This is a genomic window from Leptolyngbya subtilissima AS-A7 (genome assembly GCF_039962255.1).
Taxonomy (GTDB): domain Bacteria; phylum Cyanobacteriota; class Cyanobacteriia; order Phormidesmidales; family Phormidesmidaceae; genus Nodosilinea.
This window is the reverse complement of the sequence record NZ_JAMPKY010000001.1, coordinates 278,872-291,972: the sequence shown is the minus strand read 5'-3', so window position 1 is coordinate 291,972 and position 13,101 is coordinate 278,872. Positions and strand designations below refer to the sequence as shown.

General features: G+C 56.5%; 12 protein-coding genes and 1 tRNA gene. 11 read left to right on the top strand and 2 right to left on the bottom strand.

The window, feature by feature from the left end:
* The first annotated feature begins 364 nt into the window (after positions 1-364).
* Positions 365-925: an HAD family hydrolase gene (locus tag NC979_RS01400; protein ID WP_347403989.1), complete on the top strand. Its 561-nt coding sequence runs from the start codon at positions 365-367 to the stop codon at positions 923-925.
* A 202-nt stretch (positions 926-1,127) separates the two neighbouring features.
* On the opposite strand, the gene NC979_RS01395 is transcribed toward NC979_RS01400, so the two are convergent.
* Together NC979_RS01395 and NC979_RS01390 are read right to left on the bottom strand one after the other, a co-directional pair.
* The gene (locus NC979_RS01395) at positions 1,128-1,466 is read right to left on the bottom strand and encodes a hypothetical protein (RefSeq protein WP_190523041.1); all 339 of its coding nucleotides are present in this window, start codon (positions 1,464-1,466) and stop codon (positions 1,128-1,130) included.
* On the bottom strand, positions 1,448-2,503 hold the full coding sequence (locus NC979_RS01390) for a ParM/StbA family protein (protein ID WP_190523039.1): 1,056 nt from the start codon (positions 2,501-2,503) through the stop codon (positions 1,448-1,450). Before NC979_RS01390 ends, NC979_RS01395 begins: the two co-directional genes overlap by 19 nt.
* A 247-nt stretch (positions 2,504-2,750) precedes the next feature.
* Here NC979_RS01390 and NC979_RS01385 point away from each other — a divergent pair, with 247 nt between their 5' ends.
* From NC979_RS01385 to NC979_RS01340, 10 genes are all read left to right on the top strand, one after another.
* Positions 2,751-3,137 (top strand): hypothetical protein, encoded by a 387-nt coding sequence (locus NC979_RS01385; RefSeq protein ID WP_242024171.1) that lies wholly within the window; start codon positions 2,751-2,753, stop codon positions 3,135-3,137.
* 22 nt (positions 3,138-3,159) lie between these two features.
* Complete coding sequence (locus NC979_RS01380; RefSeq protein WP_190523037.1) at positions 3,160-4,893, top strand: substrate-binding domain-containing protein; 1,734 nt, start codon at positions 3,160-3,162, stop codon at positions 4,891-4,893.
* Between the two features lie 276 nt (positions 4,894-5,169).
* Positions 5,170-6,459: a glucose-1-phosphate adenylyltransferase gene (locus NC979_RS01375; RefSeq protein WP_190523035.1), complete on the top strand. Its 1,290-nt coding sequence runs from the start codon at positions 5,170-5,172 to the stop codon at positions 6,457-6,459.
* Between the two features lie 13 nt (positions 6,460-6,472).
* Positions 6,473-7,012, top strand: coding sequence for an AAA family ATPase (locus tag NC979_RS01370; protein ID WP_347403975.1), 540 nt, complete (start codon positions 6,473-6,475; stop codon positions 7,010-7,012).
* A gap of 116 nt (positions 7,013-7,128) precedes the next feature.
* Complete coding sequence (locus NC979_RS01365) at positions 7,129-8,850, top strand: peptide ABC transporter substrate-binding protein (RefSeq protein WP_190523032.1); 1,722 nt, start codon at positions 7,129-7,131, stop codon at positions 8,848-8,850.
* A gap of 128 nt (positions 8,851-8,978) precedes the next feature.
* Positions 8,979-9,266 (top strand): MSMEG_0570 family nitrogen starvation response protein, encoded by a 288-nt coding sequence (locus NC979_RS01360; RefSeq protein WP_190523030.1) that lies wholly within the window; start codon positions 8,979-8,981, stop codon positions 9,264-9,266.
* Positions 9,267-9,352: 86 nt separating this feature from the next.
* Positions 9,353-9,426 (top strand) — tRNA-Asp (locus tag NC979_RS01355).
* 163 nt (positions 9,427-9,589) lie between these two features.
* A complete protein-coding gene (gene ftsH, locus NC979_RS01350; RefSeq protein WP_190523028.1) occupies positions 9,590-11,500 on the top strand; it encodes an ATP-dependent zinc metalloprotease FtsH in 1,911 nt (636 codons plus the stop codon).
* Positions 11,501-11,695: 195 nt separating this feature from the next.
* Positions 11,696-12,043, top strand: coding sequence for a hypothetical protein (locus NC979_RS01345; protein ID WP_190523026.1), 348 nt, complete (start codon positions 11,696-11,698; stop codon positions 12,041-12,043).
* 102 nt (positions 12,044-12,145) lie between these two features.
* Complete coding sequence (locus NC979_RS01340) at positions 12,146-12,958, top strand: Nif3-like dinuclear metal center hexameric protein (RefSeq protein WP_190523024.1); 813 nt, start codon at positions 12,146-12,148, stop codon at positions 12,956-12,958.
* Positions 12,959-13,101: the final 143 nt, after the last annotated feature.

Genomic DNA, 13,101 nt, shown 5'->3' with positions numbered 1-13,101 from the left:
TGGTGCAGACAGTTTCAGCTCTGTAGAGGCTGAAGCTGAAGAGAGCTTGAGCGATCGCAACCAAAATTGGCAATGCGGCTACACTGAATTCCTCCACCTAATATCTTCTGCAAAGCTATCAGACAAATACAGCCCGTCTGAAAATCTGTTCTATATAAAGTCTTAGGCAAAAAACTTTTCTCTAACTATGAATTGACTATTCTTGCTTTGTCCGTCGGTATAGGAGTCGAGATGGTTATTAGGAGCGTAACTGATGATTGAGGCAGTTCTTTTTGATTTAGATGGAACATTGCTCGATCGCGATGCATCAATTAAGCAGTTTATTGCAGCCTAATATGACAAACTTGGCGACTACTTAAGCCACATTCCTAAAGCCGATTACGTTAACCGATTTATCGAACTAGACTGTCGTGGCCATGTTTGGAAAGATAAGGTTTATCAATGTCTGGTTGCGGAGTTCGAGATAAGAGGTTTAGATTGGCAAGCGTTGCTCCAGGATTATGAGACGCAGTTTCAATCTCACTGTGTTCCATTTCCTTCTCTTATTGAGGTATTAAGTGGTTTGAAACAGCAAGGCTACTTGCTAGGTATTGTAAGCAATGGCAAAGGAACGTTTCAGACTCGTGCGATCGAAGGATTAGGAATTCAAGATTATTTTGAGGTGATCTTAATTTCTGAGATTGAGCAAGTAAGAAAACCACAAGCAGAGATCTTTCACAGAGCCGCGAGGCAGTTGGGAACATCCCTTGAGATGAGTGTGTTTGTTGGAGATCACCCTGAAGTCGATATCGTGGGTGCTAAGAATGCCGGAATGAGAGCGATTTGGAAACGAGGTTTATATTGGGGGGAAGCAAAAGAAGCAGATGCAACTATCAATGACCTCAATGAAATCCCTTTCGTCCTTCAGAGCTTTGGGAATAGCTGACAGCCCCAACGGATATAATTTTTAAGAAGTTTTCGGCTGAAGCTTAAGGCTATTGAGGACAGGTAACTGGGGGCTATCGAGAACAGAATTTATTATTGGCTGCAATACTCTCGGAGCAGAACTTTAAACAAGAAAGGTGCGCAATGTAAATCATTGGCGCACCTTATAAGTCAACTAAACTTCTGCTAGCGTTTTAATCATTTCAAAGTGCCAAGAGCTGATCTAATGCATCCAGCGCTTCACATTTGGACGGGGCTGGATGCGATCGCTTGACTTGAGCAGACTTGGCTTCGCCATAGCTAGGAAGAGCAGGTTCCCGAGCGGCAAAACTATCTCCCCCATCATGAGGGCGACCGTAGAGGTAGTCATCGCAATAGCGGCGAAACACAGCCTCTACAGCGGCACGGGCGTTCTTAAGCCCCCACTCAGCGGCAATGAGTTCGGCTTTTTCGAGCACATCTTGACTGAGGCGAACCTTATTGTCGTGGCGGGTAGGGCGACCCGAGTTGGGGACGGGCTGGGTTATTTGGTGGTCATGCATAGTTGGGTATCCCCGGTCATCAAGAACAAGCCGCGAACGTTGGCAAATTGAGGGTCGCCCATGACGGCGAACAGATCGTGCCCTTGCAGGCGATCGGCGATCAGGTGGGAGCCGCCACCAGTTACCAAAAAGCGCGTCACCCTGGGCATGTAGGGGGTGTACTGGGCTTTCACGGTTTGGAAGATGCCCTTAAACCACGGGTCTAAATACTCATCGAGCCAATCAGCCCAGGCTAAGCCTGTATCGGCGTAGACATGGTCCGTGCGAAAGCCATCCATGACGATGCAGGGGTCGGCGCTGCTGCCCAAGAGGTCGGTGAGGCGATGGTCAAAGCTGATGGCAGTGGCCAATTCGTAGGTGCCGCCACGATCCATGATGTTTTCGTCAATCACTTCGCCGTCGGCATCGACTAGGCGGGTGAGCCAGGTGCCGCCGCCAATATCGACCACAATGGTGTAGCCCTGGCCGGGGATAATGCCCTGGGCCTTGGCATAGTGGTAGGACCCCATGCCCTCACGGCCTACCTCCACCGATTCGACCTTGACGCGAAACTCAACGTCGTTGCGAATGAACTCGTGGACACCGAGCAGCTGAGCCTGAATATCTTCCCCATTGCGGGCCGGATTGGGGGTAGAGACATGGAGGTTGAGGTTGTAGTCGGCTACGTTGCCGGCTAGGGGCTCAAGGCAGGCATAGAGATGTAGTTTGGCCAGTTCCACCTTATTTTCGATGACGGTTTGCTGCTGGCGGCGGTATTTGTAGGCCTGGGCGCCAAAGTGGTAACGGCGACCATCGGGTAGCTCGATCAGGGGAGAGGCTTCTGAGAAACTGACAGCATCGCGCCCTAGGGGCAGCTGGTAGCGCACCGAGCGAATGGCCTTGGGGTGTCCACTGCCGGCAAAAAATTTGAGGTCGTAGTTGCCGGCATCGAGGGCAAGCACCGGGGTGGCGCTGGCCGCCTGGGTGCCGCGAGCCTTGGCCGAAGACCGAGACGCACCAGCGGCGGAGCGGCTGCGGGGGGCGGTAGTCGTGGTCATAGGAAACTCTCGTGGGGGATATCAGGTCAGCGGTGCGTTAGGCTACCGTCACAGTAAGATTGGGAACGGTTGTACCCATAAGTACGCATGAACTAACAATAGTGCACCTGTATTATTCTGACAAGGGCATAGTTCAGAAGTCCAAGCGGGTAGGCATTCCTTAAAATTTGTGGGATCTTTGTTTGGGCTTGGGGCGATCGCCCTACAGTCTCTAAGTAGCAAACTCGTTGGATGGAGACCCGGGTTTATGGATGGGTGCACAGTCACAGACCTAACGGTCCACAGTCAGCGCAACTGCTTTCAGTTCGGCCCTGAGCAGATGGAGGCGCTGCAGCGAACCGGAGTCTCGGTACAGCTGGAACCGGGCACTAATATTGTCAAAATTCGCTCGGGCTCTGGCTATGGGGCCGATACTCTGCGCAATGAGCCGGTAGTGCTGCTATGGATCTACGGCGGTCGGGTAATCAACCAAAAGACCAACGTGCCGGTGAATGCCACCTGGGTATCGCTCAACGGCTATGACGACGCCTTAGTCATGGAGGTGGTGGAGTCCACTACTCTTTGCGCCTTTTTCTTCGATACGTATTTAGAAGACAACGACGAAGAACTGACCCTCTCGATCGTGCGAGTTTAGCGGAGCGGTTAGAGATACTACCATGGCAACTCAATCACCTTCTCTGGCTCGGGCCGTGGCGCTGCTGCTGACCACAGCGGCGGTTTCTCCGATCGCCGCCGATCGCCTTCTAGCCCAAGCCCCAAGTACCCTCCCCGACAAAGGCTCGATTCCTACTGAGCTACCGGCAGATGCGGTGCTGCGTCTCGACGGCTCTAGCAGTATGGTGCTAGTTAACGAAGGCCTGCGCGATCGCTTCCTCCAACGCTTCCCCAATGCCTCAGTGGAAATGGGGGCCAGCCGCACCGACGCAGCCCTGAGGGCATTAATCGATGGCGAGCTAGATATTGTGGCCGCCGGGCGACCTTTGACTGCCGTCGAACGCAGCCAAGGTCTAGTAGAAGTGCCCATTGAGCGCGAAAAAATTGCCGTGATTGTCGGCACTGAGAACTCCTTTGACGGCAGCCTCAGCTTCGATCAGTTTGCCCAGATGTTTCGCGGCGAAATTAGGAACTGGGCAGAGGTCGGTGGTGCCCCTGCCCGCATTCGCGTGGTCGATCGCCCCAACTACAGCGATACCCGCATTGCCCTGAGCCGCTATGCCGCCTTCGACGGAGCCTTCTTTGGCACAGGCTCTACCGCCGACCCCATCGATGACGATGACACCGAGGCCGTGATCGATGCCCTCGGTGCTGACGGCATTGGCTACGCGGTGGCATCCCAGGTGCTGGGCCGCAGCGATGTCCGGGTTTTAGCCATGCACCAAACGCTGCCCAACGACCCACGCTATCCCTACTCCCAGCATCGGGCCTACGTCTACAACTCCGAAGACCCATCCCCCGCCGCCCTGGCCTTACTCGGCTTTTTTATGAAGGTGCCCGGGCCAACTAACACTGCCGCTGCCGCAACTAAGGCAACAGCACCGACAGCAACACCCTCGCCTAAAGCTACTCCTGCGATCGCTACTCCAGCCCCAACTGCAACTCCTGAATCCACCGCTACCTCTGGACAGGACACCGCTTTAGCCCCCCCCGCTGGCACCACAACAGAGACAGCTTCATCAGAGCGTTTTCCCTGGTGGCTGTTGGGCATTCCTGTTTTGGGCGGGCTGCTGTGGTGGCTGCTCAAGGGTAAGAGTAAACCCGGAGCGCCCCACGCAGCCTCGGTAGGCAGTGCAGCCCCACCCCCTGTGCTAAACCCAGAAGCCGAGCTAACCCCCGTTCGAGATGTAGCTAGTCATGCGGTCCTAGAAGTCAAGCCAGCTCCTGTCCGAGATATGGCTGGTGATGCGGTCCCAGACGCCGAACCAGCTACCGTCCGAAATGTAGCTGGCGATGCAGTCCTAAAAGCCGGGCCAGCTACCGTCCGAAATGTGGCTGTTGTCTCTAGGTCCTGCGCAATTCAAACCATAAACGTGCACAGTCGCCACAACGCCGTCTTGCTCAGAGGCGCCCAGATGCAGTACCTACAGGACCGGGTAGCCGCCACCTGCAGCCTCGAGCCCGGCTCCTACATCCTTCGCATTAAAGCAGGCACCTTTAACTACGGCGACGACATCCAATCCGGCGAGCCCTGGGTACTGCTGTGGATCTACGGCGGCCGGGTCTCAAATTTGAAAACTGGCGTCTGGGTCAACGGCACCTGGTCCACCCTCAACGGCTATGCCGACACCCTCTCCCTAGAGGTCGATGAACCTGCCCAGCTTTGCGCTTTTTTTATCGACACCTTTCCCGAAAACAACACCAGCGCCATAACGCTGTCGGTGATCCGACTTTAAGAGTTGGATCCTAGTAGAAGGCCAGACAATTTGAACGTTGGCAAGTTCACCGGTAGGTCTATAATCTGTGCGCCCGGCTGCTCCTCAGCCGGCACCTCTTATCCGAGGCTAAGGCCTACCCTATAGGGATCATCAAAAACCGCTGGCGTGTCCTAGGTCACATTCCGCCACAATATTTTCATAAACCCCTTGTCAAGCGGTACCCTCAGGCTCACACTGGAAATGTGAAACAGACGGTGAAAACGAGCCAGTTTGTGGGCTTATTGAGGGAATCTTGTGAAATCAGTTCTGGCCATAATTCTAGGAGGCGGTGCCGGCACTCGCCTTTATCCATTAACAAAATTTCGGGCTAAGCCAGCGGTTTCTTTGGCCGGTAAATATCGTTTAATTGATATTCCTGTAAGTAACTGCATCAACTCCGAAATCCACAAAATTTACGTACTGACCCAGTTCAACTCCGCCTCGTTGAACCGACACATTGGTCGTGCCTACCAGTTTTCGCAGTTTACCGAAGGCTTTGTGGAAGTGCTGGCGGCCCAGCAAACCCCTGAGAGCCCCAGCTGGTTTCAGGGTACCGCCGACGCCGTGCGCAAATACCTGTGGCTGTTCGATTCCTGGAATGTAGAGGACTTCATCATCCTCTCCGGGGATCACCTCTACCGCATGGACTACAGCCTGTTTGTCCAGCGCCACCGGGCCACTAATGCCGATATCACGCTGTCGGTAGTGCCCATTGGCTACAAGCAAGCCTCTGACTTTGGCCTAATGAAGGTCGATAGCACCGGGCGCGTAGTCGACTTCAGCGAAAAGCCCAAGGGCGAAGCCCTAGAGCAGATGAAGGTCGACACCACCTCCCTGGGTCTCAGCGCTGAGCAGGCGGTCGAGAAGCCCTTTATTGCGTCGATGGGCATCTACGTGTTCAAAAAGCAGGTGCTGATCGACCTGCTGCGTAAGAACCTCGACCAAACCGACTTCGGCAAAGAAATTATTCCGGCCTCGTCGCGCGATTACAACGTGCAGGCCTACCTCTTCGACGGCTATTGGGAAGACATCGGTACCATCGAAGCCTTCTACGAGGCGAATTTGGCGCTGACTCGGCAGCCCTACCCTGACTTCAGCTTCTACCACGAAGACGCACCCATCTACACTCGCGCCCGCTACCTGCCGCCCAACAAACTGCAAGACTGCCAAATCACCCAGTCGAGCATCACCGAGGGCTGCATTCTTAAAAACTGCCGCATTCACCACTCGGTGGTGGGGCTGCGCCAGCGCATCAACGCCGACTGCGTGATCGAAGACTCGCTGCTGATGGGAGCCGACTACTACGAGCCACTGTCGGAGAGCAGCCAGCACCTCACCCGAGGCAAAATTCCCATGGGCATTGGCGAAGGCTCGGTGATTCGTCGCGCCATTATTGACAAGAATGCCCGCATTGGTCGCAACGTGCAAATCGTCAACAAGGACAACGTGCAGGAGGCCGAGCGCGAAGATCTGGGCTTCTATATTCGCAGCGGCATTGTCGTGGTGCTGAAGAACGCGGTGATTCCTGACGGCATGATCATCTGAGGCCGGGTATCCAGTGACGCAAGCTGAAATCCCTGTGCCCCTGTTGATGCTGGTGGGTATTCCCGGAAGCGGCAAATCAACCTGGGCCAGGGATTTTGTCTTGACACATCCCCGCTACCGCACTGTGTCTACCGATGCCCTTCGGGCCCAGCTTTACGGCGACGAAGCCGTTCAAGGCGACTGGCTGCGGATCTGGCAGCAGGTGATGACTCAGTGGCGGCAGACGATCGCGGCCATTCACCAAGGCGAGCTAGAGGGCGTGATCTACGATGCCACCAACGCGCGGCGGCGGCATCGGCGCGAGGCGATCGCAACCGCCCGCCAAATCGGCTTTACCTCCATCGCTCTAGTCTGGTTTGATCTGCCCCTGAGCCTAGCGATCGAGCAAAACCGGGGGCGATCGCGCCAGGTTCCGGCCGACATCATTGCCACCATGCACCGCCAGCTTCAGGGAGCACCACCATCCTTGCAGGAGGGGGTAAACAGGGTGCTAGTTTTGAGAGCAGATCTGTATCTTGGCTTACCATCTCAATCTGCTGACCCGCTACGCTAATGCCTGGGGATCATGGGATTGTTGGGACTTAGGCCATCGTGGGTCAACCCTATCCGTAAGCCTCGCTTCGCGTCTAAACTCCCACCGCCAATCTTCAAGAGTCTATTGAGTTGCCCATGAACGTTCGTGCGATCGCTGCCGCTAGTCTTTGTTTGCTGTTGTTTGGCGGGTGTCGGGCACCGGAGAGTTCTCAAACTGAAACCGGCACTGACACAGTCGCCGCTGACGACACTCTGCGGCTGCTTTACTGGCAAGCTCCCACCATTCTCAACCCCCACTTTTCCAGCGGGTTCAAAGACTCTGAGGCCAGCCGCATTACCCTCGAACCTTTGGCCAGCTTTGACGCCGAGGGCAACATGGTGCTGTTCTTAGCTGCCGAAGAGCCCACCCTCGACAACGGCGGCGTGGCCGCAGACGGCACCTCCGTCACCTGGAAGCTCAAAGAAGGCATTACCTGGTCAGACGGCACCCCCTTCACCGCCGAGGATGTAGCGTTTACCTATGAATTCCTCGTCAACCCTGAGGTGGCTACGGTCAACGCCGGTACCTACGAGCTGGTGGAACGGGTAGAGGCGATTGACGACACCACCGTGCAGATCACCTTCAAAGAGCCCAACCCCGCCTGGTATTTAGTATTTACCGGCACCGAGGGTATGGTGCTGCCCAAACACATCTTTGAAGACTACAACGGCCCCAACGGTCGCGAGGCCCCCGCCAACACCATGCCCGTGGGCACTGGCCCCTACCGCGTCACCAGCTTTACCCCCGGCGACGTGATTGTCTTTGAGGCCAACCCCAACTACCGCGACGCCGACCAACTCGCCTTTAGCCGCGTAGAGCTGAAGGGCGGCGGCGACGCCACCTCGGCAGCGCGGGCGGTGCTGCAGACGGGCGATGTCGACTACGCCAACAACCTCCAGGTCGAGGCCGCCATTCTTGAACAGCTAGAGGCGGCGGGCCAGGGCGAAGTGGTGACTAACTTTGGCTCCCTGCTCGAGCGCGTCGTCATCAACTTCACCGACCCTAACCAGGCCACCGCGGACGGCGAAACCTCCAGCACCGAGTTTCCGCACCCCTTCTTTAGCGATCGCCTGGTGCGCCAGGCCATAAATCTGGCCCTCGATCGCGACACCATTGCCACCCAGATCTACGGTCCCACTGGCCAGGCCACCACTAATTTTCTAGTCGCCCCTAGCCCCTTTGCCTCGGGCAACACTAGCTACGACTACGATCCCGAAGCCGCTGCTGCCCTGCTCGACGCCGCAGGCTGGGTCGACAGCAACAACAACGGCACCCGCGACAAAGACGAGCAAGAAATGCAGGTGGTCTTTCAAAGCTCGGTAAACCCCGTGCGCCAGAAAACCCAGGAAATTGTCAAACAATCCCTGGAGCAGATTGGCATTGGGGTAGAGCTGAAAAGCATCGACGCCAGCGTCTACTTCTCAGGCGATCCGGCCAGCCGCGAAACCCTCGAGCGCTTCTCTGCCGACCTGCAAATGTTTGCCACTGGCAACACCAACCCCGACCCCGGGTCCTATATGCAGACCTACACCTGCGCCGAAGTTGCCCAAAAGGCCAACAACTGGTCGGGCAGCAACTACGCCCGCTACTGCAACCCCGAGTACGATGCCCTCTGGCAACAGGCCGCCGCCACCCTCGACCCTGAAGAGCGCCAGGTTCTCTTCATTCAAATGAACGACTTGCTGATCGAAGATGCCGCCGTCATGCCCATCATCCACCGTGCCGATGTCTCCGGCGTCAGCAACCGCCTCACCGGCATCAACCTCACCCCCTGGGATCTCAGTACCTGGAATATCGCTGAGTGGCGACGCCCCTAGAGGGGTAGATGAGTGGATGGGTAGGGGGTGGATGGGTGAGTTTTGCGTTTCTTCCTTCACCCACCCCTTCCCCTCATCCCCTACTCGCCCACCCCCTTACCCATCCACTCCCTACCCATCCACCTGCCATGCCCGAAATTCGCTTCCAAATCCAATGGCCCGACGGCAACCAAGACACCTGCTACTCCCCATCGCTAGTGGTGAAAGACTACTTCGCCCCTGCTACCAGCTATTCGCTGACGGATTTTGTGGAGCGATCGCGCACTGCCTTGACCATCGCCAGCGATCGCGTGCAGGCCAAGTACGGCATGCCCTGTAGTTTGGCCCTGGGTCAGCTGCGCCAAATCGAGGCCACCGCCAGCCGCTACGACCACCTATCCACCCCCACAGTGACGGTGATCCAGTTCTTGGAATAGTGGGGTTCAAAGAAAATTTTAGAAATTCTCGCCAGTCGTTTGACAAAAGCCCCACCAGGCCGCACTATAGAAATTGCCTAAGTCATGGGCCTGTAGTTCAACTGGTTAGAGCACCGCCCTGTCACGGCGGAAGTTGCGGGTTCGAATCCCGTCAGGCCCGTTCTACACAAATTCTTCTTTTGCCCCGCGAATGTTTAATTTGCGGGGCAAAAGGTATGTAGGCTAGGCGGTCATTTCAGGACGAGAGGGTTAGACTAGTGAACAGCCCATCCGGTATCTGGCGATACTAGCGTCGGGTAAAGTTTCGCTGAGTTAAACCGTCTATGACCCTACGTTTCCCTGGCAAGCAGGCTGCCCTCCGCCCCCGCACTGGCGCAACCGCCACGGGTGTCATGACTATTGGCTGGTTTTTGCTACAAACCCTGATGCCGCTGCCCCCCGCCCTTGCCCAGGCCGAGGGCGAGCCTGAAGGGCTGACCTATGGGCAGTTCTTAGAGAAAATTGAGCAGGGTCAGGTCGAACAGGTTGACTTAGATGAAACCCGAGGCATTGCCTACGTCACCCTCGAGGATGCCGCTGAAGACGCCCAACCAGAACAAGTGGCGCTGTTTGCCGGAGAGCGCAACGCTGAGCTGATTCGCCGCCTGCGCGCCAACGATGTCGATGTAGAAATTCGCGACTCGTCGAGCAGCGGTGCTCTGGCCTGGCTGGCTACCAATTCGCTGCTGGCGCTGATTCTAATTTTTGGGCTATTGCTGCTACTGCGGCGATCGGCGGCAGGGGCAGGCAACGCCATGAGCTTTGGCAAGTCGAAGGCCCGCTTCCAGATGGAGGCCAAAACCGGCGTCGTGTTTGACGATGTAGCTGGTATCGAGGAGGCCAAGGAAGAACTGCAAGAGGTAGTTACCTTCCTCAAGAGCCCGGAGAAATTTACCGCCATTGGAGCGCGCATTCCCAAAGGGGTGCTGCTGATTGGTCAGCCTGGTACGGGTAAGACCCTGCTGGCTAAGGCGATCGCGGGCGAGGCCGCCGTCCCCTTCTTCAGCATCTCCGGTTCTGAATTTGTGGAAATGTTTGTGGGTGTAGGCGCATCGCGGGTGCGCGACCTGTTCCGCAAAGCCAAAGAGAATGCCCCCTGCATTGTGTTCATTGACGAGATTGATGCCGTGGGTCGCCAGCGGGGCGCGGGCATCGGCGGCGGCAACGACGAGCGTGAGCAAACCCTCAACCAGCTGCTCACCGAAATGGATGGCTTTGAGGGCAACAGCGGCATCATCGTGATTGCCGCCACCAACCGGGTGGATGTGCTCGACCTGGCGCTGCTGCGTCCGGGCCGCTTTGACCGTCAGGTGGTGGTTGACCTGCCCACTTACAAGGGGCGGCTGTCAATTTTGGAAGTGCACGCCCGCAACAAAAAGATTGAGCCCGAGGTTTCCCTTGAGGCAGTGGCGCGGCGCACCCCCGGTTTTTCTGGAGCTGAGCTGGCCAACCTGCTCAATGAAGCGGCCATTCTCACCGCCCGCCGCCGCAAAGAGTCGATGGGCATGACCGAGATTGAAGATGCGATCGATCGCATCACTATTGGCCTCAGCCTCACCCCTCTGCTCGACAGCAGCCGCAAGCGCATGACCGCCTACCATGAGGTTGGCCACGCTCTGCTCACCACCCTGCTCACCCACTCCGACGAGCTGAACAAGGTGACGATCATTCCACGATCGGGCGGCATTGAGGGCTTTACCCAGTCGTTGCCCAACGAAGACATCATCGATAGCGGCCTCTACACCCGCAACTGGCTGATCGATCGCATCACCGTAGCCCTGGGAGGCTTTGCCGCCGAAGCCGAGGTGTTTGGTGACGACGAAACCACCACCGGAGCCAGCGGCGACATTCAACAGGTGAGCAACCTGGCCCGTCAAATGGTCACCCTCTACGGCATGTCTGAGCTTGGTCCCGTAGCCTTAGAAAGCATGGACAACCAGGTGTTCCTAGGCCGCAACCTGATGCCCCGCAGCGAGGTGTCGGAGGAAATGGCCAGCAAAATCGATGCCCAGGTGCGCGGCATTGCCTTAACCTGCCTCGATCGCGCCCGCAGCCTGCTGCGCGAGCACCGCGTGTTGATGGATCACTTAGTAGACGTACTGCTAGAGCGCGAGACCGTGGACGGCGAAGAATTTCGCCAAATTGTCAGCGAATATACTCAAATTCCGGAGAAATTTTTGGTCAAAGCTGGCTAGAACACCTTGTGGTGCCCTGTCTCTGCCTAAAGATAGAACGCTGATGCTCTCTATCTTTACCTCCTACCTATGTCTGTGGGGGGATTCAATTGGGGTGGACGAATCGCTAGAACTGGGGAGCTTTGGCAAGTGGTGATGAGACAGAACCACCAAATCGCCGAAATAAGTTTTCCTATCCGATTCTGGAGACCGACTATGAATACCTTTTTTGCTTCAGCGATGGCCTGGGCACGCAATGTTGCGATCGCTCTTTCCTGCATGCTGGTGCTGCTGACCGCTACCCCTGCTCTGGCCAATAGCAGTACCCCTAGTAGCCCCACCCAGGGCACAGCCCCCCTCAACGGCGTATACAACGAAGCTGAAAAATCGGTGCAGCCTGAGAATGCCCTTGACGGCGACAAGGTAATCGACCGAGCCAACCAAGGGCTGAACGAAGTGCAGAAAAACGCCGATACCAACCAGATGAACACCCCCGCTAACTCTGGCCAGGCCACTTCGCCTATCGATAAGATCAAAGCCGCTCTGAGCAATTTGACCAAGTAAGCACACTCAACAGCTCTTCCTGATGCCGTTGGCCAGGGAGTAACGCGGTAAACTAGGAGGGTTTTCTCCTGGAGCTGGCTACCCTGGTCAGCGGTGTTTTTTATGGCTCTCGCGATCGCAGATCTGATCTCTAAACTCGAAGCCTGGGCCAACCCCGCCTGGCAAGAAGACTGGGACAACTGTGGTTGGCAAGTGCAGCCCGGCCTGCTCGACGAACCGGCTTATGTGCTGGTATGCCTCACGCCCACCCTGGCAGTGATGGCCGAAGCCCTCAAACTCCGTCAGCAAGGCGTAGGCGTAAACCTAATTTTGGCCCACCATCCACTGATTTTTAGCCCGCTGAAGCGCGTCATTCAGGGCGACCCAGTGGGGGATATGGTGCGCCAGGCGATCGCCCACAACATTGGCATCTACACCGCTCACACCAACTTTGACCAGGTGCAAGATGGCACCGCCGACCTGCTGGCCCAGGTGCTGCACCTGCAAAACCCAGAACCCGTGGTTCCTACCCAACCTGGCATTGGCTACGGGCGTGTAGGCGACCTCAGCCCCGCCCTCAGTCTGCAAGGGCTGCTAGATCTGATCCAAGCCAAGCTCTCGCCGCCACGCCTAATCTATTCCCCCGCCGCCGATCTAACCCAAACCATTAGCCGGGTAGCGGTGCTGGGGGGCAGTGGCGCCAGCTTCATGGGAGCGGTAGCTAAAACCGGGGCACAGGCATACCTGACCTCAGACTGCAAGTTTCACCAGTTTCAGGAAGGACGCGATCGCAACCTCGTGCTGATCGATGCGGGTCACTACGCTACCGAACGCCCCGCTTGCGATCGCCTGACGGAGATTGTGCAGCAGTGGGGTGCCCCCTGGGCACAGCTCAGCGACCAAGACGAAGATTTTCGCCAATTTTGGGGCAACTGAAGCCTCTGTTTCATCTCAAGGGTTATATCAAGTCACTTAGGTGAACTCTCAACAGCAGCTCTGCACTTCTAGCCAGTTGTCCTCATCAAAATCTGCCCACTGCCTGTCTACTGGCTAGGGCTTTATGCAGAGCCATTACTTTG